The sequence below is a fragment of the Cupriavidus sp. 86D6 genome, from assembly GCF_057815095.1.
The window spans coordinates 26,923-52,437 of the sequence record NZ_JBYPSB010000015.1 but is presented as its reverse complement, the minus strand read 5'-3'; the positions used below and the strand labels follow the sequence as shown (position 1 = coordinate 52,437).

The 25,515-nt window shown below is 65.8% G+C and carries 23 protein-coding genes; 11 read left to right on the top strand and 12 right to left on the bottom strand.

Annotated elements, in window-relative coordinates; translation table 11 throughout:
* The first annotated feature begins 69 nt into the window (after positions 1-69).
* Both AC3G88_RS24350 and AC3G88_RS24345 read left to right on the top strand, forming a co-directional pair.
* On the top strand, positions 70-1,839 hold the full coding sequence (locus AC3G88_RS24350; RefSeq protein ID WP_488773908.1) for a putative bifunctional diguanylate cyclase/phosphodiesterase: 1,770 nt from the start codon (positions 70-72) through the stop codon (positions 1,837-1,839).
* A complete protein-coding gene (locus tag AC3G88_RS24345) occupies positions 1,839-3,287 on the top strand; it encodes an HDOD domain-containing protein (protein WP_488773907.1) in 1,449 nt (482 codons plus the stop codon). Before AC3G88_RS24350 ends, AC3G88_RS24345 begins: the two co-directional genes overlap by 1 nt.
* A 25-nt stretch (positions 3,288-3,312) precedes the next feature.
* On the opposite strand, the gene AC3G88_RS24340 is transcribed toward AC3G88_RS24345, so the two are convergent.
* The 3 genes from AC3G88_RS24340 to AC3G88_RS24330 form a co-directional block, all read right to left on the bottom strand.
* Positions 3,313-4,284 (bottom strand): GGDEF domain-containing protein, encoded by a 972-nt coding sequence (locus AC3G88_RS24340; protein ID WP_488773906.1) that lies wholly within the window; start codon positions 4,282-4,284, stop codon positions 3,313-3,315.
* A gap of 109 nt (positions 4,285-4,393) precedes the next feature.
* Positions 4,394-4,744 (bottom strand): VOC family protein, encoded by a 351-nt coding sequence (locus AC3G88_RS24335; protein ID WP_488773905.1) that lies wholly within the window; start codon positions 4,742-4,744, stop codon positions 4,394-4,396.
* Positions 4,741-5,388, bottom strand: coding sequence for a carbonic anhydrase (locus tag AC3G88_RS24330; protein ID WP_488773904.1), 648 nt, complete (start codon positions 5,386-5,388; stop codon positions 4,741-4,743). Before AC3G88_RS24330 ends, AC3G88_RS24335 begins: the two co-directional genes overlap by 4 nt.
* A 104-nt stretch (positions 5,389-5,492) precedes the next feature.
* Here AC3G88_RS24330 and cynR point away from each other — a divergent pair, with 104 nt between their 5' ends.
* A complete protein-coding gene (gene cynR / locus AC3G88_RS24325; protein WP_153946962.1) occupies positions 5,493-6,398 on the top strand; it encodes a transcriptional regulator CynR in 906 nt (301 codons plus the stop codon).
* Here the strand turns inward: cynR and AC3G88_RS24320 are convergent.
* Positions 6,364-7,686 (bottom strand): MFS transporter, encoded by a 1,323-nt coding sequence (locus AC3G88_RS24320; protein ID WP_400392210.1) that lies wholly within the window; start codon positions 7,684-7,686, stop codon positions 6,364-6,366. The two genes, cynR and AC3G88_RS24320, sit on opposite strands and share 35 nt — an antisense overlap.
* Positions 7,687-7,833: 147 nt before the next feature.
* On the opposite strand from AC3G88_RS24320, the gene cyoA reads away from it, so the two are divergent.
* The 4 genes from cyoA to cyoD all read left to right on the top strand — a co-directional run bounded on the left by cyoA (position 7,834) and on the right by cyoD (position 12,060).
* Positions 7,834-8,892: a ubiquinol oxidase subunit II gene (cyoA, locus tag AC3G88_RS24315; RefSeq protein WP_488773903.1), complete on the top strand. Its 1,059-nt coding sequence runs from the start codon at positions 7,834-7,836 to the stop codon at positions 8,890-8,892.
* A gap of 87 nt (positions 8,893-8,979) precedes the next feature.
* Complete coding sequence (cyoB, locus tag AC3G88_RS24310; protein WP_400392216.1) at positions 8,980-10,983, top strand: cytochrome o ubiquinol oxidase subunit I; 2,004 nt, start codon at positions 8,980-8,982, stop codon at positions 10,981-10,983.
* On the top strand, positions 10,976-11,632 hold the full coding sequence (gene cyoC / locus AC3G88_RS24305; RefSeq protein WP_153946958.1) for a cytochrome o ubiquinol oxidase subunit III: 657 nt from the start codon (positions 10,976-10,978) through the stop codon (positions 11,630-11,632). The genes cyoB and cyoC overlap by 8 nt, the downstream gene beginning before the upstream one ends.
* Positions 11,629-12,060, top strand: coding sequence for a cytochrome o ubiquinol oxidase subunit IV (cyoD, locus tag AC3G88_RS24300; protein WP_153946957.1), 432 nt, complete (start codon positions 11,629-11,631; stop codon positions 12,058-12,060). Before cyoC ends, cyoD begins: the two co-directional genes overlap by 4 nt.
* Positions 12,061-12,111: 51 nt before the next feature.
* Here the strand turns inward: cyoD and AC3G88_RS24295 are convergent, their stop codons facing one another.
* From AC3G88_RS24295 to AC3G88_RS24285, 3 genes are all read right to left on the bottom strand, one after another.
* Positions 12,112-13,653 carry a methyl-accepting chemotaxis protein gene (locus tag AC3G88_RS24295; RefSeq protein WP_488773902.1) on the bottom strand — a complete coding sequence of 514 codons (1,542 nt, stop codon included), beginning with the start codon at positions 13,651-13,653 and terminating at the stop codon, positions 12,112-12,114.
* A gap of 208 nt (positions 13,654-13,861) precedes the next feature.
* The gene (locus tag AC3G88_RS24290; RefSeq protein ID WP_488773901.1) at positions 13,862-15,133 is read right to left on the bottom strand and encodes an MFS transporter; all 1,272 of its coding nucleotides are present in this window, start codon (positions 15,131-15,133) and stop codon (positions 13,862-13,864) included.
* Positions 15,134-15,378: 245 nt separating this feature from the next.
* Complete coding sequence (locus AC3G88_RS24285) at positions 15,379-15,612, bottom strand: CDP-diacylglycerol pyrophosphatase (RefSeq protein ID WP_082926616.1); 234 nt, start codon at positions 15,610-15,612, stop codon at positions 15,379-15,381.
* A 208-nt stretch (positions 15,613-15,820) separates the two neighbouring features.
* On the opposite strand from AC3G88_RS24285, the gene AC3G88_RS24280 reads away from it, so the two are divergent.
* The 4 genes from AC3G88_RS24280 to AC3G88_RS24265 all read left to right on the top strand — a co-directional run bounded on the left by AC3G88_RS24280 (position 15,821) and on the right by AC3G88_RS24265 (position 21,085).
* On the top strand, positions 15,821-16,522 hold the full coding sequence (locus tag AC3G88_RS24280) for a DUF899 family protein (RefSeq protein WP_488773900.1): 702 nt from the start codon (positions 15,821-15,823) through the stop codon (positions 16,520-16,522).
* A gap of 84 nt (positions 16,523-16,606) precedes the next feature.
* The gene (locus AC3G88_RS24275; RefSeq protein WP_488773899.1) at positions 16,607-17,656 is read left to right on the top strand and encodes a phytoene/squalene synthase family protein; all 1,050 of its coding nucleotides are present in this window, start codon (positions 16,607-16,609) and stop codon (positions 17,654-17,656) included.
* Positions 17,657-17,798: 142 nt separating this feature from the next.
* Entirely contained in the window at positions 17,799-19,409 is a 1,611-nt protein-coding gene (locus AC3G88_RS24270) for an amino acid permease (protein ID WP_488773898.1), read from the top strand.
* Positions 19,406-21,085: an amidohydrolase gene (locus tag AC3G88_RS24265; protein ID WP_488773897.1), complete on the top strand. Its 1,680-nt coding sequence runs from the start codon at positions 19,406-19,408 to the stop codon at positions 21,083-21,085. The genes AC3G88_RS24270 and AC3G88_RS24265 overlap by 4 nt, the downstream gene beginning before the upstream one ends.
* Before the next feature lie 69 nt (positions 21,086-21,154).
* Here AC3G88_RS24265 and AC3G88_RS24260 read toward each other — a convergent pair whose 3' ends face one another.
* The 5 genes from AC3G88_RS24260 to AC3G88_RS24240 form a co-directional block, all read right to left on the bottom strand.
* Entirely contained in the window at positions 21,155-21,472 is a 318-nt protein-coding gene (locus AC3G88_RS24260; protein WP_488773896.1) for a hypothetical protein, read from the bottom strand.
* Between the two features lie 183 nt (positions 21,473-21,655).
* Positions 21,656-21,793 carry a hypothetical protein gene (locus AC3G88_RS24255; protein WP_194946484.1) on the bottom strand — a complete coding sequence of 46 codons (138 nt, stop codon included), beginning with the start codon at positions 21,791-21,793 and terminating at the stop codon, positions 21,656-21,658.
* Positions 21,794-21,925: 132 nt separating this feature from the next.
* Complete coding sequence (locus tag AC3G88_RS24250; protein WP_488773895.1) at positions 21,926-22,672, bottom strand: sulfite exporter TauE/SafE family protein; 747 nt, start codon at positions 22,670-22,672, stop codon at positions 21,926-21,928.
* Positions 22,673-22,741: 69 nt separating this feature from the next.
* Positions 22,742-23,140: an FKBP-type peptidyl-prolyl cis-trans isomerase gene (locus tag AC3G88_RS24245; protein ID WP_066740848.1), complete on the bottom strand. Its 399-nt coding sequence runs from the start codon at positions 23,138-23,140 to the stop codon at positions 22,742-22,744.
* 152 nt (positions 23,141-23,292) lie between these two features.
* On the bottom strand, positions 23,293-25,488 hold the full coding sequence (locus AC3G88_RS24240; protein WP_488894069.1) for a phosphocholine-specific phospholipase C: 2,196 nt from the start codon (positions 25,486-25,488) through the stop codon (positions 23,293-23,295).
* Positions 25,489-25,515 lie beyond the last annotated feature (27 nt).

The window sequence follows — 25,515 nt, the reverse complement described above, 5'->3', positions numbered from 1 at the left end:
CGCTTCAGTTCCATAAGAATCCATCCGATATCTGTCCTGCGTCCACGGGACTTCGGGCATAACAGCTACATGACCGCGCTTGCATACGATGTCGCCCTGGCACCCGAGCCTGCCGATCGCCGGCTGGCCGCTGCCACCCCTGGCGGGGACGAGGCCTGGGCGTTGCTGGAAGCTTCCGGCGCGCTGGCCATGCGGGTCGACATCCAGGGCCGCATCCTGGAAGCCACCGAAACCACGGCCGACCTGCTGGTCTATCCGCTGGATTACCTGCTGCACACCTCCGTACTCGACCTGATCGCGCTGGAATCGCGCGAGCGTGTGGCGCGCATGCTGCAGGGCTGCGCGCAGGACCACGCCGCCCGGCGCGAGCGCGTGCGCGTGGTGGGCGGTGGCCGCCCGGGGTGGATCGATCTGCGCGTGAGCCATCACCGTGCCGCCGCCGGCGCGGCCAGCCTGCTGCTGTTCGGCCACGACGTCACGGACTGGGTGGAATCCGAGCGCCAGCTGACCGAGCGTGCCTTCCTGGATCCGTTGACGGGCGTGGGCAACCGCGCCTTCATCCGCAAGCGGATCGAGGAATACACGTCCGGCCCAGTGTCGCGCCAGTCGTTCGCGCTGGCGCTGATGGACCTGGACGGCTTCAAGAACATCAACGATTCTCTGGGGCACGAGTACGGCGATGCGCTGCTCAAGGAAGTGGGCGCGCGGCTGCAGGACACCGTGCGCGCGCACCACAGCGTGGCCCGCCTGGGCGGCGACGAGTTCGTGCTGATGATGGACGGCCTGGAGTCCGAGGCCGAGGCCGTGCGCATCCTGGAGCGCGTGATCCACGTGTGCCGCCAGCCGTTCCTGCTGGGCGGCTGCCATGTGCGCATCACCACCAGCATCGGCCTGGCCTTTTCGACCGAAGCCCCGCAGAGCGAATCGCAATGGCTGCGCCGTGCAGACCTGGCCATGTACGAGGCCAAGGCACTGGGCAAGAACCGCTACTGCGTCTATTCGCCCGAACTCGACCGCCGGCTCGACGAGCAGTTCCGGATCGAGCAGAGCATGTTCGAAGCGGTGCAGAGCGGCGAATTCCTGCTGCACTACCAGCCGATCGTGTGGCCAGGCTCCGGCGAGATCTGCGCGGTGGAGGCGCTGATGCGCTGGGAGCACGCCGGCGAGTACGTGCGTCCGGACGTGTTCATCCCCGTGGCCGAGAAGAACGGCCTGATCAAGCATCTGGGTGCCTGGGCGCTGCGCTGCGCCTGCGCGCAGCTGGCCGCCTGGGATGCGCAGGGCATCCACGTGGGCCACATGTCGGTCAACGTGTCGGCCGTGCAGTTCCTGCATCCGAACTTCTACGACAGCGTGCGCGGCGCGATCCAGGACGCCGGCATCGGCGCGGACCGCCTGGTGCTGGAAATCACCGAAAGCGCGCTGATGACCGACCCGCAGGCCGCCGAGCGCCTGCTGCTGTCGCTGCGCGCGCTGGGCATCCGCTTTGCCGTGGACGACTTCGGCACCGGCTATTCGAGCCTGTCGTACCTGCGGCGCTTCCCGCTGTCGGCGCTGAAGGTGGATCGCAGCTTCGTGGCCGACATGATCGATTCCCCGCACGCGCGCACCATCGTGTCCGCCGTGCTGTCGCTGGCGCGCGAGTTGGGCCTGGTGGCCATCGCCGAGGGCGTCGAGACCGACGCACAGGGCGCGCTGCTGGCCGCCCAGGGCTGCGACCTGGTGCAGGGCTGGCGCTATGCGCGCGCCCTGAGCCCGTCCGACTTCGAAAACGCCGTGCTGGACGGCAAGCTCATCATGGGCCTTGGCGAAGTGTTCGCGCAGCGGGTGGTGCCCTGATGTCCAAGACGGAGTTCTTCGAGACCCTGTGGGCACGCATGGCGCAGCAGGGAGACTTCCCGACGCTGCAGTACTGTGTCGACAACATCTTCAAGACGCTCAACGCCGACCTGACCGTTGGCGAGATGGCCACGAGCGTGCTGTCGGACTTCAGCCTGTCGCAGAAGGTGATCCGGCTGGCCAACTCGGCGATGTACCGGTCTTTCGGCGGCGAAGTCACTACGGTGTCGCGCGCCATCCTGGTGCTGGGCGTGGAGGCCATCAGTCACCTGACCCTCGGCATCCAGTTGCTCGACTACTTCCACGGCGTGGCGCCCAAGCGCCCGCAGGCGCTGAAGGCGCTGCAACGTGCGCTGGTGGCCGGCGAGATCACGCGCGCGCTGACCCAGGCGCGCGGCATCAACGAGGGCGAGGAAGCGGTGGTCTGCACGTTGATGCACCACATGAGCCGCCTGCTGCTGGTGTTCTACTACCCCGACGAATGGGAACGCGTGGAGGCCATGTGCGCCGCGCATCCGATGACCGAGAACGAGGCCGCGCTGGAGGTTCTGGGGGTGTCGCTGGAAGACATCGCCGAGGCCGCCGCGCGCAAATGGCGGCTGCCGGGCCTGATCGCCCATGCCATGAAGCCGCGCACGCTGTCCGCCGACACCGTGCTCGAAACCCATTCGGACTGGCTGTCGGCCATCGCGCACGTGTCTGCCGAAGCCGCCGTCACGATGGTGCGCGAGGGCGACGAGGCGTCCGTGGAGACCCTGCTCAACTCGCATGCCAAGATGCTGGGCCTCAACCCCGGCGATGTCAGCGTGGCCGTGCGCCAGGCCGAGGCACTCAGCACGTCGATCACCGCATCGGAAGCCGCCGCGCCGGCCGACGGCGGCGCCCCGCACGGCCCGCAACCGGTGAACGTGCTCGAACGCCTGCGGGCGGGCCTTGCCGAAGTGCAACGCGAGGGCGCCAGCCTGACCGTTTCGCAACTGGCGCCGATGGTGCTGGAAACCAGCATGCGGGCGCTCGATTTCTCGCGCTGCTTCCTGATGATGCTGAACCCCACCACGCGCCGCTTCCACGCGCGCCTGGGCTTTGGCGAGGGCATGCGCGAGGTGCTGCCCGCGCTGTCGTACGAGGAAGGCTTCGTGCCCGATGTGTTCCACTTTGCCGGGCTGTCGGCCAGGCCGCTGCTGATCGCGGATACGTTCGACGCGGAGATGGCGCAGCGCATGCCGCGCTGGTATCGCGATGCGCTGCCCGATGCGCGCACGATTCTGCTGGCGCCGGTGAAGATCCGCAACCGCTGCATCGCCATGATCTATGGCGACTGGGGCAGCACCCGCATGCCGGTGGTCATCGGCGAGGCCGAGCTCGAAGCCATCGACGCGCTGACCGGCGAGATCGCCGCCGGCGTCTTGCGGGCCGCGCCCGACCGCGCCCCGCCACGCCCGCGCTGATCCCTTGGGCCCGCGCGGTGCCCCTTCAGTGGCGCTGTGCCTTGCGCGCGGCCTTGTTGGCGTACATCGCCGCATCCGCTTCGGCCAGCAGGTCGTGGACATTGCCGTGGCGCAGCGGATCGAAGGCGATCGCCCCCGCGCTGAACTGCAACGCGTACCCCAGCGGGTTGCGCGCATTCCAGGCATCGAGCTGCCGCTGAAGCCGCCCCAGGGCGTCATGGCAGCCGGCGGCATCGGTATTGGTCAGTAGCACGGCGAACTCGTCGCCGCCAATACGCCCCACCACATCCGATTCACGAAACGCGGCCCGCAGCTCCGCGCCAAACGCGGTCAGCGCACGGTCGCCCTCGGCGTGGCCAAAGCGGTCGTTGATCGGCTTGAAGCCATCCATGTCGAAGAACACCAGCGTGGCGGGCCGGTCCAGCCGCCGGCACAGTTCGATCGCATGCTGTCCCAGCACGCTGAAGCCGCGCCGGTTCGACAGCAGCGTCAGTTCGTCCATGGTGGCCATGTGCACGGCCGCCAGTTCCTGCTCGGCCATCTGCGCCAGATCGTGCAGCAACGCGCGGTCTTCGGCGTCGAAACCGCGCGGCTTGCGGTCGATCAGGCAGAGCGTGCCGATCTTGGCGCCGTTGGGCGCGGACAGCGGCCGGCCGGCATAGAAGCGGATATGGGGCGCGCCAGTGACCAGCGGGTTGTCGTGGAAGCGCAGGTCCTGCGTGGCATCGGGAATCAGCAGGATGTCGTCGCCACAGATGGCGTGGCCACAGAACGATGTGTCGCGCGACGCCTCCGAATCGTCGAGCCCCTCGCAGGCCTTGAACCACTGGCGATTGGCATCGACCAGGCTGACCACGGCGATGGGCACGCCAAACAGGCGTTTGGCCAGCCGCATCAGGCGGTCGAAGCGTTCCTCCGGGGGCGTGTCGAGAATGTTGAGCGACCGCAGCGTGGCCAGGCGGACGGCTTCATTGGCGGGAATCGGGGGCAACTGCATAAGCTTGTCGGCCGTTTCTTGTCGTCGTGGATGACAACATTAACGGCAAATCTTCGCATTGGTGCACCGTGTACGGATTGTTTCACTTTCCAAGGCGCCGCCGCGTGCGTCAAGCATGCACCAGCACGTTGACCAGCCTGCCGAACGGGTCGCGCACAAAGAAGCGCCGCACGCCCCAGGGTTCGTCGGCCGGCCCATAGGCAATGGGCAGGCCGGCAGCCTGTACGCGGGCCAGCGCGGCGTCGAGGTCGTCCACTTCGATCGACAGGTCCGGCACCGGCGTTCCGGAGCCGCCCTCGGACAGAAAGCTGACCTGCACGGTCTGCGTGGCGACAGACCCGTAGGTGGCGATCCAGCCATGGTCCATCAGCAGGTCCAGACCGAAGATGTCGTGGTAGAAGCGGCGCGCGGCGGCCGGGTCGGCGGCCGCGACATTGGCGACGATGCGCTTCACCTTCATGCGGCCATCTCCGTCGCGTTGACGTCCGGATGCTCGGCCAGCGGCACGAACCGGCCGGACTTGCCGTCCAGCGCATCGATCGCGCCGGTGCCAATGTCGTAGTACCAGCCGTGCAGCGTAATGCGCCGCTCGGCCAGCGCCTGGGCCACGCACGGGTGGGTGCGCAGATGGGCCAGCTGCTCGATCACGTTCTGGCGCACCATGTCCGCCACGCGCTCGGCGTCCGATGCATGTAGCCGTGCCAGGCTGATCTTGCGGGCCCCTGCGGCATGTTCGAGCCATTCGGCCACGGACGGCATATGGTCCAGGCACTGGCACATGGCCACCGCCGTCATCGCACCGCAGTTCGAATGGCCGCAGATCACGATATCGCGCACCCTGAGGCCCGCCACCGCGTATTCCACGCTGGCCGATACGCCACCGGGCTGCACCGCATAGGCGGGTACGATATTGCCAGCGTTGCGGATCACGAACAGCTTGCCGGGCTCGCTCTGCGTCAGCAGTGCCGGCTCCACGCGGCTGTCCGAACAGGCGATGAACAGCGTGCTGGGACTCTGCTGCGTGGCCAGCTCCTGGAACAGCGCGGAGCGCTTCGGAAACTCCTCGCGCTGGAATTTGAGAATGCCTTGAATCAGGTCTTTCACGATAATCCCCCCATTTGAGCCGCTAGCATGTCGAATCTCGTGCCATTGGTCAAAGACGGGATTATTATGCCTACCATTGGCAATACCAATACCTGACCCTCTCCATGCTGCTGCGCCACGTTCGCTACTTCCTGGCTGTTGCCGACGCCGGCAACTTCACGCGCGCCGCCGAGACGCTGCACGTCTCTCAGCCCACGCTCTCGCAACAGATCCGCCAGCTCGAAGACACCCTGGGCGCGCCGCTGTTCGACCGCAGCGGCCGCGCCGTACGGCTGACCGACGCGGGGCAGGCCTACTACGTGCACGCGCGGCGGGCGCTGCAGGACCTGGAAGCCGGGCAGCGCGCCATCCACGACGTGGGCGAGCTGACGCGCGGCAACCTGCGCCTGGCCATGACGCCGACGTTCACGCCCTACCTGGTGGTGCCGTTGATCGTGGCGTTCAATGGGAAGTATCCAAACATCACGCTCAGCCTGCGCGAAATGCCGCAGGAACGCGTGGAACCGCTGCTGGCCGATGACGACATCGACATCGGCATCGCCTTCGACGACATCCACCTGCCGGATCTGGAAGCCACGCCGCTGATCGAGGAACCGCTCGCCTACATGGTGGGCGCGTCGCACCCGCTGGCACGGCGTCGCGCCGCGCTGGACGCAGAGGCGCTGGCTGGCGAATCGATGGCCATGCTGACGCGGGAATTTGCCACGCGCGGCTATATCGCGCGCTACTTTGGCGGCCTGGGTATCGAGCCGCGCATCACGTTCGAAGCCAACTCGGTGAGCGCCGTGCTGGATGCGGTACGCAGCGGCCGCCACGCCACGGTGCTGCCGGCCGCCATCGCCGCCGGCCATGCGGACCTGCGCATCCTGAAGCTGGAACGCCCGCTGCCGCCACGGCACGCGGCGCTGCTGCAAAGAAAAGGCGCGTACCGCACAGCCGCGGCACGCGCCTTCGTCGATTTTGCGTTGAGCGAATTCAAGCGTCGTCGGGCGTCCCCAGCGCGCGATTGATGCGCAGCGCGATCAGCGTAGCCACCACCCCCGACAGCAGATACAGCGTCACGGCCACCAGACCAAACAGCGACGACAGCCCCAGCGCCACCAATGGTGCAAACGCGGCGCCGAACAGCCAGCCGAAATCCGTGGTCAGCGCGGCCCCGGTATAGCGGAACTTGGTGTCGAAGTTGGACGTGACCACGCCGGCCGCTTGCCCATACGACAGCCCGAGCAGGCCGAATCCGACCAGAATGAAGGTGTCCTGGCCCGATGCGCCGCCATCCAGCAGCCATGGCGCCGCCAGGCTGAAAATGCCGATCAGCACCGCCATCGTCGCCAGCGTGGTGCGCCGGCCGATGCGGTCGGCCAGCCAGCCGGAGATCAGCGTGCCAATGAAGGCAATGGCCGCGCCGACGATCTGGATCGCCAGCACGTCGCTGATCGCCTGCGTCTTGTGCAGGCTGACCCAGGACAGCGGAAACACCGTGACCAGGTGGAACAGTGCATAGCTGGCCAGCGACGCAAACGCACCGAGGAAGATGTTGAAGCCCTGCGCGTTCACCATCTGCAGCGTGCTGATGGGCTCCAGTTCGTCTTCCTCCAGCAGCCGCGTGTACTCGTGCGTGACCACCAGCCGCAGCCGCGCGAACAGCGCCACCACGTTGATGGCGAACGCCACGTAGAACGGATAGCGCCAGCCCCAGTCGATGAATTCGGGCGGGGTCAGGCTGACATAGAGGAACAGGAACAGCCCGCCCGCCACCAGGAACCCGGTCGGCGCGCCGAGTTGCCCCACCATCGCATACCAGCCCCGCTTGTTCTCGGGCGCGTTGAGCGCCAGCAGCGAGGGCAGGCCGTCCCACGAACCGCCGAACGCAATGCCTTGCAGGAAGCGGAACAGCGCCAGCAGATAGATGGCAGTACTGCCAATCGACGCGTACGCGGGCAGGAATGCGATGCCCACCGTGGCCGTGCCCAGCAGGAACAGCGACGCCGTCAGCTTGACGCCGCGCCCCCAGCGCCGCTGCACGCGCATGAACAGCGCCGTTCCAAACGGGCGTCCGACAAACGCGAACGAGAAGATGGCAAAGCTGTAGAGCAGCCCGGCCAGTTCGCTGGCAAACGGAAAGTAGACCGTGGGAAAAACCAGGACCGAGGCGATGCCGTAGGTGAAGAAATCGAAGTACTCGGAAGCGCGGCCAATCACCACGCCTGTGGCGATTTCGGCAGGTGCCACGTCATGGTGGCCGGGCGCCGGAGGTGCAGTCGGCGACGCGCGGTGCTGGTGGGACAGACTGGCCATCGTGGAGTCTCCATCGAGTGCGGAAGGAATGTCGTACTGCACTTAAAGTCCCGCAGTAACAAGAATAGCGCCTAAACTGCCATTGGAAATCGAAAGATTGCGGCGTCTGTCAGCCGTCGACGTTAATCAAACGCCACTTCCAACACCATGCCACGCTTCGAAGCTGCAGTGCCGACGTTTCGTGTGACGGGAAAGATGCTTTTGCGAAGTGCCGCAATCGCCATGCTGCTGGGCCTTGCGGGATGTAGCAACGCCGTGCTGTTGTCGCCCTCCGGCGACATGGCGGTGCGGCAGCGTGACCTGATCATCATCGCCACCTGCCTGATGCTGCTGATCATCGTGCCGGTGATATGCCTGACCTTGCTGTTTGCGTGGCGATATCGCGAAAGCGCCAAGGACGCGCCCTACAACCCCGAGTGGGATCATTCCACCGTGCTGGAACTGGCCATCTGGGCCGCGCCGCTGCTGATCATCATCGCGCTGGGCGCGGTCACCTGGGTCAGCACCCACCAGCTTGATCCCTACCGTCCGCTGACCCGCCTCGACGAGCGCCGCCCGGTGGCGGCCGACGTCAAGCCGCTCACCGTGGAAGTGGTGGCGATGGACTGGAAATGGCTGTTCCTGTATCCCGAGCAAGGCATTGCCACGGTCAACGAACTGGCCGCGCCGGTTGACCGGCCCATTGCGTTCCGGATCACCGCCACCTCGGTCATGAACACGTTCTTCGTGCCATCGCTGGCCGGCATGGTCTACGCGATGCCGGGCATGCAGACCCAGTTGCATGCGGTGATCAACAAGGCCGGCGTCTACGAAGGCATGTCGGCCAACTACAGCGGGGCGGGCTTCTCGCACATGCGCTTCAAGTTCCACGGCATGTCCAACGAGGATTTCGACCGCTGGGTGCAGCAGGCGAAATCGTCGGGCACGCCGCTGTCGAAGGACACCTATCTGAAGCTGGCCAAGCCCAGCGAGAGCGACCCGGTGCAACGCTATGCCAGTGTCGACCCCAACCTCTACAAGCTGATCCTGAACCGCTGCGTGGAGGGCGGGACATGCATGGCGGACACCATGGCACAGAACCAGAACCGCAACCGTGCCAGGTTCGATCCGACCGCGGAAATCTGCACCGCGAGCAACACACCGGACGTGGCGCCGGTGTTCGCGCCAGATGCCGCGCTCAATGACGGCAGGCAGGTGTTGCGCTGAGGCGCAACCCGGTTCCACCCCTTCACGAATCAGATTTCGCCAATCATCATTGGCCAGCATTGGTCAATACAGGCCCAGGTGACAACCATGCCCGAGCGTTCAGAACTCGCCAACATGATCTTTGGCCGCCTGTCGTGGGAATCCATCCCGCTGCACGAGCCCATCCTCATCGGAACCTTTGCCGTCGTCGTCCTGGGCGGCATTGCCCTGGTGGCACTGCTGACCTACTACCGCGTGTGGGGGTACCTCTGGCACGAATGGTTCACCAGCATCGACCACAAGAAGATCGGCATCATGTACATCGTGCTGGGCATCGTGATGCTGCTGCGCGGCTTTGCCGATGCGGTGATGATGCGGTTGCAGCAGGCCGTGGCGTTCGGCGACAACCTCGGCTACCTGCCGCCGCACCACTATGACCAGATCTTCACCGCACATGGCGTGATCATGATCTTCTTCGTGGCCATGCCGCTGGTCACGGGGCTGATGAACTTCGTGGTGCCGCTGCAGATCGGCGCGCGCGACGTGGCCTTTCCGTTCCTGAACAACTTCAGCTTCTGGATGACCACCGGCGGCGCCATCCTGGTGATGATGTCGCTGTTCGTCGGCGAGTTCGCGCGCACGGGCTGGCTCGCGTATCCGCCGCTGTCCGGCATCCTGCACAGTCCGGATGTGGGCGTCGACTACTACATATGGGCGTTGCAGGTGGCGGGGGTCGGGACGTTGTTATCCGGGATCAACCTGCTCGTCACCATCGTCAAAATGCGCGCGCCGGGCATGACGCTGATGCGCATGCCGATCTTCACCTGGACGTCGCTGTGCACCAACGTGCTGATCATCGCGGCGTTTCCGGTGCTGACCGCCGCCCTGGCGCTGCTGTCGATGGACCGCTACGTCGGCACCAACTTCTTCACCGCGGACCAGGGCGGCAGCGCCATGCTGTACGTGAACCTGATCTGGATCTGGGGCCACCCCGAGGTCTACATCCTGGTGCTGCCGGTGTTCGGCATCTACTCGGAGGTCACGGCCACGTTCTGCCGCAAGCGCCTGTTCGGCTACGCGTCGATGGTGTACGCCACCGTGGTGATTACCGTGCTGTCGTACCTGGTGTGGCTGCACCACTTCTTCACCATGGGGTCGGGCGCCAGCGTGAACTCGTTCTTCGGGATCACGACGATGATCATTTCGATTCCCACCGGGGCGAAGATCTTCAACTGGCTGTTCACGATGTACCACGGCAAGATCAAGTTCGAGGCGCCGATGCTGTGGACGGTTGGCTTCATGGTCACGTTTGTGATCGGCGGCATGACAGGCGTGCTGCTGGCGGTGCCGCCGGCCGACTTCGTGCTGCACAACAGCCTGTTCCTGATCGCCCACTTCCACAACGTGATCATCGGCGGCGTGCTGTTCGGGCTGATGGCCGGCATCTACTACTGGTTTCCGAAGGCGTTCGGCTACCGGCTGGTGGCGTCGTGGGGCAAGGCATCGTTCTGGTTCTGGCTCACCGGCTTCTACTTCGCGTTCATGCCGCTGTACTGGCTGGGCCTGCTCGGCGTGACGCGCCGGGTGAACCATTTCGAGGATCCGTCGCTGCAGATCTGGTTCCTGATCGCCGCGTTCGGCGCGTTCCTGATCGCCTGCGGCATTGCCTGCTTCATCATTCAGCTGGTGGTCAGCTTCATGCGCCGCGAGGAACTGCGCGACACCACCGGCGACCCCTGGGACGGCCGCACGCTGGAATGGTCCACCTCGTCGCCGCCGCCGCAGTACAACTTCGCGTTCACGCCGGTGGTGCATGACACCGATGCCTGGTGGCAGATGAAGCAGTACGGCTACAAGCGGCCGATGGAGGGCTTCATCCCGATCCACATGCCCAAGAACACCGCGGCGGGAATCGTTCTGGCCGCGCTGTGCACGCTGATGGGCTTTGCGCTGATCTGGCACATCTGGTGGCTGGCGGCCGTGTCGTTCGCGGCCACGATCATCGCGGCAATCATCCATACCTTCAACTACAAGCGCGACTACTACATCCCGACCGAAGACGTGGTCCGTACCGAAGCGGCACGCACCCAACTGATGACTGGCCATGGCTGATACGACCCTTCCCCTCCACGCGCACAGCACCTCGGCGGCGGATGACGCACCGCCGGGCGGCTACCAGTTCTATCTGACCGAGGAGCACCACCCGCAAAACGGCACGCTGCTGGGGTTCTGGCTCTATCTGATGAGCGACTGCCTGATTTTCGCCTGCCTGTTCGCCGCCTATGGCGTGCTGGGGCGCGAATACGCCGGCGGGCCCACCGGCGCCGAGCTGTTCGAGCTGCCGCTGGTTGCGCTGAACACGTCGTTCCTGCTCCTGTCGTCGATCACATATGGCTTTGCCATGCTGCAGATGCAGCAGAACCGTGTGGCGGGGACGCAGATCTGGCTGGCCATCACGGGCGTGTTCGGCGCGGCGTTCCTGTTCGTCGAACTGTACGAGTTCGCGCACCTGATCCACGAGGGCGCCGGCCCCACGCGCAGCGCGTTCCTGACGTCGTTCTTCTCGCTGGTCGGCACGCACGGGCTGCACGTGACGTTCGGCATGGTGTGGCTGATCGTGCTGATGCTGCAGGTGGGCCGCCATGGCCTGATCACGGCCAACAAGCGGCGGCTGATGTGCCTGTCGATGTTCTGGCACTTTCTGGACGTCGTCTGGATCGGCGTCTTTACCTTTGTCTACCTGATGGGAACGCTGCCATGAGCGCGCAAGACCACGCGATGAACGGCCACGACCACGGCCACGGCCATCACGAAGAAGACATCGGGCCTCACGCCACGCTGGGCGGCTACCTGACGGGCTTCGTGCTGTCGGTGTTCCTGACGGCGGTGCCGTTCTGGCTGGTGATGGGGAAGGTGTTCGACAAGTCGTCAACCACGGCCGTGGTGATCCTGCTGATCGGCGCGGTACAGATCGTCGTCCACATGATCTACTTCCTGCACATGAACGCGAAGTCCGAGGGCGGCTGGAACATGCTGTCGCTGATGTTCACGCTGACGCTGGTGGTGATCACGCTGTCAGGCTCGCTGTGGGTCATGTTCCACCTGAACAGCAACATGATGCCGCAGATGGAGCACGCCCGCGAGGCCGCGCAGTCGGGCGGCACGATCGTGCCGCCCAGGACGAAGTAACGGCTGCCAGGCCTGAAGCGCGGTGTGGAACCACGCTTCGGGCCTTCGGCTTCAGGCGGCCAGGCGGAAGGTCGCCACGGCTTCCTTGAGCCGCTGGGCCTGCTCTTCGAGCGAGCCGGCGGCTGCCGCGGCCTGTTCCACCAGCGCGGCGTTCTGCTGCGTCACGGTGTCCATCTGCGTGACGGCCTGGTTCACCTGCTCGATGCCTGCGCTCTGCTCGGCCGACGCCGCGCTGATTTCGCCCATGATGTCGGTCACGCGCTTCACGGCGCTGACAATCTCTTCCATGGTCTGACCCGCCTGGGCGACCAGCTCCGATCCGCGCTCGACGCGATCGGCCGAATCCCCGATCAGCGACTTGATTTCCTTGGCTGCCGTGGCGCTGCGCTGCGCCAGGCTGCGCACCTCGCCGGCCACCACGGCAAAGCCGCGACCCTGCTCACCGGCCCGGGCGGCTTCCACTGCCGCATTCAGCGCCAGGATGTTAGTCTGGAACGCGATGCCTTCGATCACGGAAATGATGTCCACGACCTTGCGCGACGACGCGTTGATCTCGTCCATCGTGTGCACGACCTGACCCACCACATCGCCGCCCTGCGTGGCCACCTCGGACGCATTCACGGCCAGCGCGCTGGCCTGCTTGGCGCTGTCGGCGTTCTGACGCACGATGCTGGTCAGCTCTTCCATGCTCGACGCCGTTTCCTGCAGCGACGACGCCTGTTCCTCGGTACGCTGGGACAGATCGGTGTTGCCCGCGGCAATCTGGCTGGTGCCCGTGGCAATGGCATCGGTGCCGACGCGCACTTCCTTGACGATGCCCAGGATGTTGTCGTTCATCTCGCGCAGCGCTTCCAGCAACTGGCCGGTCTCGTCGGTGCAGTCCACCTCGATGCGGCTGGTCAGGTCGCCCGACGCCACGGTGCGCGCGAAGCCCACGGCGCGATGCAGCGGACGCGTGATGCCGATGGTCAGCCACCAGGCAAAGGCCACGCCGATGGCCAGCGAGATCACGCCCAGCGTGATCATGCCGTTGCGGGCGCTCTCGTAGATGTTGTTGATCTGCACTGCCGTGGCATCGATCGAGGCGCGCTGGATATCGAGCAGCTTCTGAATCTCGGCCAGATAGGCATCGCCAGCCGGCACGAATTCCGACTCCAGCACCTTGTTGGCGTCATCGGTCAGGCCTTCGGCCTTGAGCTTGGTGATCTTGTCGCGCGAATCGTTGTACGGGTTGCGCACCACCTGGATCTTCTTGAACGATGCCTTTTCCTCTTCCGTGGACAGGCGCGGCTCGATCTTGTCGCGCAGTTCGGCAATCGCCTTGACCGAATAGGCGGTCTCCGCCGCGAAGAACGCACCCAGCGACGGATCGCTACTGCGTGCCACGGCCGTGGTACGGCGCACGCTTGCATACATCAGTCGATACCAGTCGCTGACCAGACGTTCCTTGGCCAGCGGCTCCTGCATCATCGCGTGCGTACGGCCCGCAACCTCCTGCAGGCGCACGACGCCGAGCACGGTCATGAGCGTAGACAACGCCAACACCACGCCAAAGCCGATGCCTAGGCGTACACCAATACCAAGATTTTTCATTGCTTGTACCTGATCCATTGGTTAGTGGCAGGCCGAGTCGCGTGTTGCCCCCGGCCGCTCCTCCTGCGTCAGCCGTACACGTGAATGTACGCACGGACAGACATTGGAAGTCCTAACGGTCTGGCGTAGTCAAACTTGAGCGAAAAATCAGGGAAAACGCGAATTGCGGCCGCAAATTCGCGTTGAAAGCCAACTGTAATGTTGGCGCCTATTTCTGGTGCGAAACGGGCGATGTCGGGCTGAACCAGTACGGCACCAGCGACAGCGCCACGACGGCCACGGCCGAGAAGAAGATGGCCGAGTACGTATTGGCCACGGGCCAGTCGCGCAGATGGCCCACATTGGCGATCAGCCCAAAGCCCCACGATGTCAGCGCCGAGCCCAGAAACACGAACGTGTTGAGCAGGCCCAGCCCGCGTCCGCGCTTGGCCGGCGCAATCAGCGCGCGGCCCTGCGCCATCACCAGCGGATGCAGCATGCCGATGGTCGACAGCAGCGCCATCAGCCCAACGCCAGACGCCACGCCGGTATCGGGCCAGATCGTCAGCACGAGGCCACCTACCATCGACAGGCACGCCCAGCCGCCGATGGTGCGCTTGAGCGTGCTACGCCGCACCAGCACCGGCAGCAGGAACGCCGTGGCAAAGCCCGCCAGGCTCAGCAGTGTCAGCGCAACGCCGCGCGTGCCGGGCTGCAGGCCAAACACATCGGCCAGGTACGGCCCGCTCCAGGCGTTGCGGAAACCCGTGCCGGCCGCCATGGCCACGCAAACCGGAATCAGCGTCCACAGCGGCCAATTGCCGAGCAGCTTCACGCTTTCGGCCAGCATCGCGCCCATGGGGGCCTGGCGCGCCTGCGCATGGCCGCTGTCACGCACGTAGCGCCATACGCCATAGCAGGCACCCACCATGCACAGCGCCGAAATGGCCAGCGCGGGGCGCCAGCCGAAATGCTGCGAGAACCAGCCCAGCGGTGCCGTGGCGCAGAGCGCGCCGATCATGCCCATGGCGTTCGAGCGACTGACCACGCGCATGTATTCCCGTTCGGAAAGCTGCTCCGACGCATAGTGCAGCAGCCCCATGAAGACTGGCGCGCAGGCGAGGCCCAGGCCCGCCTGGGCCAGCATGGCCAGCGCGCCGCTGGGCGCCAGCACGAAACCCACGGCCGATGCCGCGCCAACGCCAAGCAGCCACGCGGTGGGACGCCCCACGCCATAGCGGTCGAAGGCGATCCCAACCGGAATCTGCGCCACCGCGAACGACAGGAAGAAGCACGACGACAGCGCGCCGAAGCCCGCCGGCGACAGCCCGAAATCATGCTGCAGCTCCGGCGCGATGACCGCCAGGCAACTGCGATAGAACTGGCTCAGGATGAACGCGAACGTGAGCAACGCAATGCCGCGCGCGGCGGTGCTGTTGTCAATGTCGGAGGAAGTCTGGGGACGCCGGTCTGCTGCCGGTTCTGTTGCCGGGGTATTCATTGATGCGCGTCGTGGATGTGGCTCGCGGCCTGTTTTTCGCGACCATTCTACGCGGCCAGAACCGCCCCACCCGCCCGCCGGCACGGAAAAGGCATAAAAGCGGTCGATCACCGCGCAGCCGCGCGGCAAGGTTCCGCCTGGTGAAACCTTGGGGCAGGCCCGCGTCGGCACAGGCGGGCCCCGCCACAACCAGTGCCAGACCACACAACGGCTAATGCTTCAGGACGGTGCGCCGACGCTGCACTTCAGCGCGCGGTGCGACCACCGTAATACGTGCCGTTGCGGGGATTCGAAACCATGTAGTGATGATTGCGCGCCCAGCGTTGGGCGGCAAGGAAAGCATCGGGTTCACGCTGACTCCATGCACTGACCATCAGCGGCGAAGCATCTTCCTCGGTATTGAGGTAGACCGCCGCCCGATGCAGTGGGCCCTGGCTGTGGGATCCAGGAATCGTCGTGGTTCGAATCGTCACGCGCATCAGATCAAATCTTGAAGCCCCAGATGCTACAGATTATGCATAACCCGGCATGACATGGGAATGACCGCGCCGGGGTGGGGGTGCGTATGTGGACACTTCTTTGCCTATGCTGGTCGAATGGCCGCGCCACCCGGGGCTTTCCGGGCAGGCGCGGGTCTTCCCCAGCGTGGCGCGCACGCCACGGATTCGAATTTCAGGAGGCTAGACGATGATGCAATCGTCCACATTGACCCCGGCCAGGGCACTGGCCGAACGCAATCGCGCGCATTTCCCGAACGAAGACGCCGCATACCGCCAGGCCCGCAATGCGCTGCTGGCCGAGGAAATCGAGCTGCGTCGACACATCGAACGCGTGGCGGCAATGCGCCGCCAGCTGCCCCCGGGCGGCGAAGTGAAGCAAACCTATCAATTCACGGGCGAAAACGGCCTGGTCACGCTGGCCGATCTGTTCGGCGACAAGGACACGCTGGTGGTCTACAACTACATGTTCGGCCCGCAGCGCGAGAGGCCCTGCCCGATGTGTACGTCGCTGATGGCGTCGTGGGAAGGCAAGGTGCCCGACATCGAACAGCGCGTGGCACTGGCCATGGTGGCGCGCTCGCCGATCGAGCGGCTCAAGGCAGCCAAGGCCGCGCGCGGCTGGACGCAGTTGAAGGTGTACGCCGACACCGATGGCGCTTTCACGCGTGACTATGTGAGCGCGGACGACGCCGACATGCCGGGCTACACCGTCTTTACCCGACGCGACGGCAAGATTCGCCATTTCTACAGCGGCGAGATGAGCGGCGCGATGGCCGACCCAGGCCAGGACCCGCGCGGCGCACCGGACCTCGATCCGCTCTGGACGCTGCTGGACACCACGCCCGAAGGGCGCGGCGCAAGCTGGTATCCGAAGCTTCAGTACGACTGACGGCAGGCGCGGCGCGGAAGCATTGGTGCAGGTGTCGGCAGGCGCAATGGGTACAATGCGCCGTCCCATCGTCTGCCAACCGCCATGCCAAACCCCAACCGGGCCTTCCTGCTCGGCCCGTTGCTGAAAGGTGTTTCCCGTTCGTTCTACCTGACGCTGCGCGTGCTGCCCGCGGGCATGCGCGACCCCGTCGGGCTGGCCTATCTGCTGGCGCGCGCCGCGGACACCATCGCCGATACCTCGCTGATCCCACCCGCGCAGCGGCTTGACCTGCTGCTGGCACTGCGCCAGCGCATCAACGGCGCCGACGATGGCGGCGCGCTGGCGCGGCGGCTGGCCGTGGAGGTGGCCGGGCAGCAGACCGTGTCCGACGAGCGGGTGCTGCTCGAAACGATTTCCCCGGCGCTGGACGTCCTGGCGCAGCTTTCGCCATCGGACCGCGCCGCCGTGCAGGGCATCGTCACCACGCTGACCGAAGGCATGGAGTTCGACCTGCAGACCTTTCCCGACGAACGCTCGGGCCAGGTCGCGGCCCTGCCGGCGCTGGCCGACCTGGATCGCTATACATACCTGGTGGCCGGCTGCGTTGGCGAGTTCTGGACCACCATGACCGACGCGCATCTGCCCGGCACCATGAAGGACCCGCTCGACACGATGCGGCGTCGCGGGGTGCGTTTCGGCAAGGGGCTGCAGATGGTGAACGTGCTGCGCGACGTCGGCAAGGACCTGCGCATCGGCCGCTGCTACCTGCCCGCCGAAGTGCTCGACCGCCATGGCCTGACCATGCCGATGCTGCTCGATCCGACAAATTCGCGGCGGGCCCGGCCCATGCTCGAAGAACTGGTGCGCATTGCGCTCGACCACTTGCGCGAGGCGATGGCCTACACGTTCGCCCTGCCCCGCAGGGCCATCCGGCTGCGGCTGGCCTGCCTGTGGCCGATCCTGATCGGCCTGGAAACGCTGGCGCTGCTGGTGGAAAACGATGCGTGGCTCGATCCGGCCCGCGTGATCAAGGTCAATCGCAACAATGTGTATCGCGTGCTGTGGCGCAGTACGGCGCTGGTCATGTCCGACGCGGCGCTGCGCAACTGGATGAACGGTCTCGTCGCCCGCATCGACAAAAGCTTGCGCTGAAGCCACTGGCTCCGGCATTTCCCGCCTTTTCCCGGCCCCTGTTTTCTCTTATGATGCCGCCCACCATGCCGGCCCGTGGAGAGGAGACTGCTGGCCGGCAAACTAGCCCGAGGCCTCACAAGGGCCCGGACGCATGTCTTATATGTCCACTCAATCGAATACAAAAGAAGGCGCACACGCGCCCGGGCTGCGCCGCACCCTGCGCGCACGCCATCTGACCATGATCGCCATTGGCGGCTCGATCGGCACCGGCCTGTTCGTGGCATCGGGCGCCACGATCGCGCAGGCCGGCCCCGGCGGGGCGCTGGCGGCCTACATCCTGATCGGCGCGATGGTCTACTTCCTGATGACCAGCCTGGGCGAGCTTGCCGCCTACATGCCGGTGTCGGGATCGTTCGCCACCTACGGCGCCAAGTACGTGGACGAAGGCTTCGGCTTCGCGCTGGGCTGGAACTACTGGTACAACTGGGCCGTGACCATCGCCGTGGAACTGGCGGCCGCGCAGCTCGTCATGCAGTACTGGTTCCCCGACACGCCGGGCGTGCTGTGGAGCGCGCTGTTCCTCGGCCTGATGTTCGCGCTCAACGCGATCTCGGTGCGCGGCTTCGGCGAGGCCGAATACTGGTGCGCGCTGATCAAGGTGGTCACCGTGATCGCCTTTATCGTGATCGGCACGCTGATGATCTTCGGCATCATGCGCGGCGATTTCGCGCATGTGAACGGCTTTGCCAACCTGACCACCGGCGACGCCCCGTTCGTGGGCGGGCTGCCCGCGCTGGTCGGCGTGGCGATGATTGCCGGCTTCTCGTTCCAGGGCACCGAACTGATCGGCGTGGCGGCCGGCGAATCGGCCGATCCCGCCAGGAACATTCCGCGCGCCGTGCGGCAGGTGTTCTGGCGCATCCTGCTGTTCTACGTGCTGGCCATCTTCATCATCGGCGTGCTGATTCCGTACACCGATCCAAGCCTGCTCAAGACCGACGTGGAAACCGTGGGCGTCAGCCCGTTCACGCTGGTGTTCCGTCATGCCGGGCTGGCCTTCGCGGCCGGCGTGATGAACGCGGTGATCCTGACGGCCGTGCTGTCGGCCGGCAACTCAGGCATGTATGCGTCCACGCGGATGCTCTACAACCTGGCCACCGAAGGCCGCGCACCGCGCGTGTTCGCGCAGCTGACCCGCAACGGCGTGCCGCTGATGGCGCTGCTGGCCACCACGGCCGTGGGCGCGCTGTGCTTCCTGACGTCGATGTTCGAGAGCAAGTCGGTCTACCTGTGGCTGCTGAACCTGTCGGGCATGACCGGCTTCATCGCGTGGCTGGGCATCGCCGTCAGCCACTACCGCTTCCGCAAGGGATTTGTCGCGCAGGGCCTGGACCTGAACCGCCTGCCGTACCGCTCGCCGTTCTTCCCGTACGGACCGATCTTCGCGTTCGCGCTGTGCATGATCGTGACGCTGGGCCAGAACTACCAGGCCTTTACCGACGGCAAGATCGACTGGGCGGCGGTGACTGCCACCTACGTGGGCATTCCGATCTTCCTGCTGATCTGGCTCGGCTACCGCATCGCGCGCAAGTCGCGCTTCGTGCGGTATGCCGAGATGGAATTCCCACCGCTGCCCGAGCCCCGCCCTGACGCCTCCGCGCGCGGCCTGGCCCCGGCATCCGGTGAATATGGGCAACACCCCAGGCGCCACCCGGGCGTCATTGACAACACGATAAGAAAAACTCGGCACAACAACCAGGAGTCATCTTGAAGAAGTCCATTCGCACGAGCCTGCTGGCACTGGCCGCCATGGCGGCCTTGCACGCACACGCCGCACCCACGCTGGTCGAATCCGTCCAGGGCTATACGCTGCAGAACGACAAGGTCGCCCAGTTCAGCGGCCTGGTGTTCGACCAGGGCAAGGTGCTGGCCACCGGCGACGCCGCCGCGCTGCGCGCAATGTATCCCGATGCCAAACGCATCGACGGCCAGGGCAAGACGCTGCTGCCGGGCCTGATCGACGCCCACGGCCACGTGTTCCGCCTGGGCTTCAAGACCACCGAGATCTCGCTGTCGGGCACGAAGGACCTGAATGAGGCGCAGGGCATCATCCGTGCTTACGGCCAGAAGAACCCGCAGCGCAAGTGGCTGCTGGGCTATGGCTGGAACCAGGTGAACTGGAAGCTGGGCCGCTTCCCGACCGCCGCCGAACTCGACGCCGCCGTTTCCGACCGTCCCGCGCGCCTGGTGCGCGTGGACGGCCACGCGGCGTGGCTGAACACCAAGGCGCTGCAGGCGGCCGGCATCACGCGCGACACCAAGGACCCGGCCGGCGGCCGCATCGAGCGCGATGCCAACGGCAACCCGACCGGCGTACTGGTCGACAAGGCCATGGCCCTGGTCAACGACATCATCCCGCCGTACACCGACGACGACCGCCGCGCCGCGCTGGCCGCCGCCATCGCCCACATGAACGCGCTGGGCCTGACCGCCGTCGGCGACGCCGGCGTGACCGTGACCGACGACCGCATCTATCGCGAGTTCGCCGACCAGGGCAAGCTGACCACGCGCATCTACGCGATGATTCGCGACACGGGCGACGATTTCAAGGCGCTGTCCGCCAAGGGCCCCGTGATCGGCTACGGCAACGACCGCTACTACCTGCGCGCCGTCAAGCTGTACGGCGACGGCGCCCTGGGCAGCCGCGGTGCCGCGCTGATGGAGCCGTACACCGACGACCACGCCCACAGCGGCCTGCTGTTCATGAGCGACGCCGCAATGCAGGCCGCCGTGAAGACGGCCATCAAGGCCGGCTACCAGGTCAACGTGCACGCCATCGGCGACAAGACCAACCGCCAGGTGCTGGATGCCATGGAAGTGGCCTACAAGGAAGTGGGCGGCCGCGAACTGCGCAACCGCATCGAGCACGCGCAGGTGGTGTCGATGCCGGACATCCCGCGCTTCAAGAAGCTGGACCTCATCGCGTCGATGCAGCCCACGCACGCCACCAGCGACATGAACATGGCCGAAGACCGCATCGGCCATGACCGCATCAAGGGCGCCTATGCCTGGCAGACCTTCCTGAAGCAGGGCACGGTCATCGCCGGCGGCTCGGACTTCCCGGTGGAATCGGCCAACCCGTTCTACGGCCTGCACGCCGCCGTGACGCGTACCGACCACGAAGGCCGCCCGATCAAGGGCTGGCACCCGGAGGAAGCCATGACGCTGCCGCAGGCATTCCGCGCCTTCACGCTGGACGCCGCCTACGCCGAGCACCAGGAAAAGACGCTCGGCTCGCTCGAAGCCGGCAAGTGGGCCGACTTCATCGTGGTGGACCGCGACCTGTTCAAGGTGCCGGCTAGCGACATCTGGAAGATCCAGGTGCTGGAAACCTGGGTAGCCGGCGAACGCGTGTATGCCAGGGGAGAGCAGTCGGCGCAGCGTTGAGCCGCTGCACGCCCCAAGACAAAGGCCCCGCGATGCGGGGCCTTTGTCTTGCTGTCACGGGCAACCATGTTACTGCTGGGTCGTCGGCGCCTTCTTGTGCGACGTCGATTTGCCCGACGACTTCTTGGTGGTCTTGCTGTCGGTCAGGGCCGACGCCGTGTTCTGGTTCGCGCCCTGCGTGTACGGGTCGAACTTGTCGCCCGAACGGGCCGCGTCCGGCACGTAGCCTTCCTTGTTGGTGACGCGCGCCGGATCGGGCACGTAGCCGTCCTTGTTCGTGGTGCGCATGTTGTAGTCGTAGCGATCGGCAGGGTTGGCCGGGCCGGCCGCCATTGCCATACCGGGAATGCAAACTGCCACCGCCAATGCCATCGTGAACGCCTTCATCGGGATCTCCCTGCACAAGACTGTTGAGAAAGGAATATCGCGCGGCAAATCCGCACGGACCACAGTCAAGCGTAGACGTCAGGCAACCAAAACGCCATCACCGTCGGCGTATGGCGCGCACGTCACCGTGCAAATCGGCAAACGGAGGCCTTTTCTGGCACCAACGGGACCGGCCGGCCGGCGTCAGGGACGCAACAGGTCGAAACCGGCCAGCGCCACCACGCCGCTCAGCACGTCGGTCGACATGGCGCCGTCACCGACGATCAGGATGGCGGCGGCCGCCCATGTGGCGGCGCAGAAGAGGTAGAAACGCTTGTTCATGATGCGGGGAATGCCGGATGACCGGCAGCAGGCGCAGGCAGGTGGACGTGAGTATAAACCCTGATAACGCCCATGGCGGACACCCTGTAGCCGAGGCGACACCACGCCACCAATGCGTCACATGAAGGGTGATCAGCCCAGCACCTTGGGTACCGACGCGACCAGCATCGCCACGCCCGAGCCGGTCAGCAGCGTCAGGACGATGCGCCGGAAGGCGAGGTCGCTGATACCGATATAGACGCGCGTGCCGATCAGGGTCGGAATCAGCATGGCCGGCGCCACGATGGCGAACATCGGCAGCATGTCGCGCGTGATGATGCCGGTGCCCACGTAGACGGACATCGTCACGATCAGCGCGCCGAGGTTGAAGTTCTGGATCACCACGCGCTGCCTGTCCTTGTCGAAGCCGCGCAGCGTGCACCAGAGCGTGGGCGCAATGCCCGTGAATCCGCCGATGCCGCCCATGATGCCGCCGATGACCCCCACGATGCCGTCTGCCACGCGACCGCCATGGCGGAGCGGCGGAATGCGGGCCGAGAACAGCATGATCGGGCACCAGATCACCAGGATCATGCCCAGGCACAGCTTGAAAAGGTTGACGTCGAGTCGCGGCAGCAGGCTCACGCCGATGGGAATGCCGACGATGCCGCCCAGCAGGAACGGCAGCACCGTGGATAGATGAAACTTGCGCCGCACCGTGAACGCCGCCAGCAACTGGCCGGTGAGTGCGCCGAATACGGACATCGCCGCCGCCATGCGCGGTTCCACGCCCCAGGCCCAGAACGACATTGCGACCATGCCGAAGGCAAATCCGGAAAGCCCCTGGACAAACCCGGCGACGACGGCGCCAAGCGCGACGACGACAAACACGGAATCCATGCGGATCCTCTTCTAGTTATGGAGGGTAAGACTCCCCTCTCCCGCCAGGCGGGAGAGGGGCGAAAGCCATCAGCCGCCGATGCCCAGCAGCTCCACTTCAAAGTTCAGCGTGGCGTTGGGCGGGATCGTGCCCGGCACGCCGCGCGCGCCGTAGGCCGTCGAGGCCGGGCAGGTCAGCTTGACCTTGCCGCCCACCTGCATCTTCTGCACGCCTTCGGTCCAGCACGGGATCACGCGGTTCAGCGGGAACGAAATCGGCTGGCCGCGCTTGTACGAGCTGTCGAATTCCGTGCCATCGGTCAGCGTGCCGCGATAGTGAACCTTGACGGTGTCCGACGCCTTGGGCGACGGGCCCGTGCCCTTGGTTACGGTATCGACGACCACGCCCGAAGGCAGCGTTTCGGCGGCGGCGGCCAGACCCGAAGCGGTCAGCGCAACGGCAGCGAGTAGCAGGGAGATTTTCTTCATGAGATTCTGTGTCGGGGTGACGTGTGTCGTGGGTCCGGTTTTCAGGAGCGGCACCCGGCCCGGCAAGTCGGGCCAGGTGCCAGCCGGCAAGTGTACACGCCATGCCGGCCGGCACCACCGCTATCCCGCTCGATGCAGCGGGACGCCCTTGCTTACGACACCTGGCCCATCGCCGGATCGCTGATCGAGTCCTTGCCGGTCTCGATGCGGCCCGCGATACGGCGGCGCAGCGACGGCGCCACGTCGCAACCGATCTCGAAGTCGTACCAGTTGCCGCTATCGCCCAGCGTCCAGCGCAGTTCGCCCACCTGCCCCGGCGCCACGGTCTGCCGCCACGGGCCGTCGGTGCGATATGCCCGGGCCGTTGCCGCGAACGTGCAGGCCTTGTCGCTGCGGTTGTGCAGCTTGACCTGCAGCGTTGCCGGATCGCAAAGCTCGTAGCAGACCTGGATATCCACGCCGCCGGCCGCGGCCTGCTCGGACACATCGCCAACGAACTCCCGGTGGTAGCCGTTCGGGCCCAGCACCCAGAGGTCGTACCGGCCGTTGTCCGCCGCCACGCTCCACACGCCGTCCAGGCTCTTGCCCGCCTCCACCACGTAGCGGCGCGGAATGGCATCGAGGTGCAGCTTGTCGTAGACGTGGAAGACCGCGCCAGCCGTGCCGCCATTGACGAAGCTCAGCGTCACCGTCCTGGCGCCCGCGTCGATGCGCGACGTGGTGTGCAGTTCGTAGGGCAGCGCACGCGACGGCCGCGTGCCGGTGGCCTGCGGCGGCAGCACGGCGGTGGTCGGCACGGGAATGGCGGCCGATGCCTTCTGCGTCAGCGCCAGGTTGTCGACCGTCACCTTGGTGCTGCGGCCGGCCAGCGTCGGCAGCGGGTTGGTGTTCGGATTGACGAAGTTGAAGGCCGACGTCAGGTCCCCACACACGGCACGGCGGTAGGCGCCGACCTGCGGTTCCTTCACGCCGAAACGCTTTTCCAGGAAGAGCAGCGTCGATGTGTGATCGAACACCTGCGAGTTGACCCAGCCGCCACGGCTCCACGGCGACACGATCCACATCGGCACGCGCGGGCCCGGGCCGTAGGGCTTGCCATCGATGGCCGACTGGTTGGCCGTGGCCGGCGTGTAGTTGTGATATTCGAAAGCCATGTCCGCCGCGCTGAGGGTGCTGGCGCCGGCCAGCGACGCATCGGGGTTGCGCGACGGGGCCGAGGGCGGCGGCAGGTGGTCGAAAAAGCCGTCGTTCTCGTCGTAGTTGATCAGCAGCACGGTCTTGCTGAAGACCTCGGGATTGGCGGTCAGCGCGTCCAGCACCTGCTGCACATACCAGCCGCCCTGCGCCGGGCTCGACGGCCCCGGGTGTTCGCTGTACAGCGACGGCGGGATGATCCAGGAGATCTCCGGCAGCGTGCCGTTCTGGATGTCATCACGAAACGACTGCAGCAGCCCGTCGGGCATGGTATTGCCGAAGCCTTTGGCCAGCGGGCTCAGCGCATCGTCGATGGCCGGATCGTAGGCCGGCGAGACCGCGGGCAGCGCCACCGGACGACGCGCAGCGGGCATCGACTCCATGGCCGCGCGCCAATGCTGGAAGCTCATCATCTCGTTGCAGCCGTAATTGTCGGCCAGGCTCTGGTAGACCTTCCAGCTCACGCCGGCATCGACCAGGCGGTCGGCATAAGTCTTCCACGTCCAGCCCTGCGTCGACGGCCCCACGTCGTTGCCGCCGTTGAATTCGTTGACCATGGCCGCCACGTTCGCGCCGCTCGGGCCGTTCGTGCCGGTCCAGTAGAACAGGCGGTTCGGGATCGTGCCCGTGTGCATCGAGCAGTGATACGCGTCGCACAGCGTGAAGGCATCGGCCAGCGCGCGCTGGAACGGCACCTCGGGGATGTCGAAGTACGACATCGACAGCCGGTTCTTGGCCACGGGCCAGCGGTTCATGCGGCCGTGGTCCCAGGCGTTCTGCGCATCGGGCCAGGTATGCGGCGTGCTGCCCGCGCGTTGCGCGTTGCCCAGCGAGCCATCCAGCCGGTACGGGGTGATCGTGGCGTTGGTGACATCTGTCTGGAAGAACGCGTTCTGGCCGTTCGCCAGCGGAATCGCAAAGCGGTCGCCGTAGCCGCGCACGCCCTTGAAGGTACCGAAGTAGCTGTCGAACGAGCGGTTCTCGAGCATCAGCAGCACGACATGCTTCACGTCCTGGATCGTGCCGGTGACGTTGTTCGCTTCGATGGCCAGCGCGCGGCGGATGCTGGGCGGGAACGATGCCAGCGTGGCGGCGGCGGCAGCGGTGCCGAGCGTGTTGCGCAGGAACTTGCGCTTGGATGGGTTGAATGTCATGCCGGGTCGGTGTCTGTGGTGTAGGGG

Bases quoted from the DNA above. Each gene is read 5' to 3' on its own strand.
- AC3G88_RS24270 (WP_488773898.1), top strand. From the start codon at position 17,799: ATGTCCACTCAATCGAATACAAAAGAAGGCGCACACGCGCCCGGGCTG.
- AC3G88_RS24290 (WP_488773901.1), bottom strand. From the start codon at position 15,133: ATGAATACCCCGGCAACAGAACCGGCAGCAGACCGGCGTCCCCAGACT.
- AC3G88_RS24245 (WP_066740848.1), bottom strand. From the start codon at position 23,140: ATGAAGAAAATCTCCCTGCTACTCGCTGCCGTTGCGCTGACCGCTTCG.
- AC3G88_RS24250 (WP_488773895.1), bottom strand. From the start codon at position 22,672: ATGGATTCCGTGTTTGTCGTCGTCGCGCTTGGCGCCGTCGTCGCCGGG.
- AC3G88_RS24260 (WP_488773896.1), bottom strand. From the start codon at position 21,472: ATGAAGGCGTTCACGATGGCATTGGCGGTGGCAGTTTGCATTCCCGGT.
- cynR (WP_153946962.1), top strand. From the start codon at position 5,493: ATGCTGCTGCGCCACGTTCGCTACTTCCTGGCTGTTGCCGACGCCGGC.
- AC3G88_RS24240 (WP_488894069.1), bottom strand. From the start codon at position 25,488: ATGACATTCAACCCATCCAAGCGCAAGTTCCTGCGCAACACGCTCGGC.
- cyoD (WP_153946957.1), top strand. From the start codon at position 11,629: ATGAGCGCGCAAGACCACGCGATGAACGGCCACGACCACGGCCACGGC.
- AC3G88_RS24255 (WP_194946484.1), bottom strand. From the start codon at position 21,793: ATGAACAAGCGTTTCTACCTCTTCTGCGCCGCCACATGGGCGGCCGCC.
- AC3G88_RS24280 (WP_488773900.1), top strand. From the start codon at position 15,821: ATGATGCAATCGTCCACATTGACCCCGGCCAGGGCACTGGCCGAACGC.
- AC3G88_RS24275 (WP_488773899.1), top strand. From the start codon at position 16,607: ATGCCAAACCCCAACCGGGCCTTCCTGCTCGGCCCGTTGCTGAAAGGT.
- AC3G88_RS24350 (WP_488773908.1), top strand. From the start codon at position 70: ATGACCGCGCTTGCATACGATGTCGCCCTGGCACCCGAGCCTGCCGAT.
- AC3G88_RS24335 (WP_488773905.1), bottom strand. From the start codon at position 4,744: ATGAAGGTGAAGCGCATCGTCGCCAATGTCGCGGCCGCCGACCCGGCC.
- cyoC (WP_153946958.1), top strand. From the start codon at position 10,976: ATGGCTGATACGACCCTTCCCCTCCACGCGCACAGCACCTCGGCGGCG.
- cyoB (WP_400392216.1), top strand. From the start codon at position 8,980: ATGCCCGAGCGTTCAGAACTCGCCAACATGATCTTTGGCCGCCTGTCG.
- AC3G88_RS24295 (WP_488773902.1), bottom strand. From the start codon at position 13,653: ATGAAAAATCTTGGTATTGGTGTACGCCTAGGCATCGGCTTTGGCGTG.
- AC3G88_RS24345 (WP_488773907.1), top strand. From the start codon at position 1,839: ATGTCCAAGACGGAGTTCTTCGAGACCCTGTGGGCACGCATGGCGCAG.
- cyoA (WP_488773903.1), top strand. From the start codon at position 7,834: ATGCCACGCTTCGAAGCTGCAGTGCCGACGTTTCGTGTGACGGGAAAG.
- AC3G88_RS24340 (WP_488773906.1), bottom strand. From the start codon at position 4,284: ATGCAGTTGCCCCCGATTCCCGCCAATGAAGCCGTCCGCCTGGCCACG.
- AC3G88_RS24320 (WP_400392210.1), bottom strand. From the start codon at position 7,686: ATGGCCAGTCTGTCCCACCAGCACCGCGCGTCGCCGACTGCACCTCCG.
- AC3G88_RS24285 (WP_082926616.1), bottom strand. From the start codon at position 15,612: ATGCGCGTGACGATTCGAACCACGACGATTCCTGGATCCCACAGCCAG.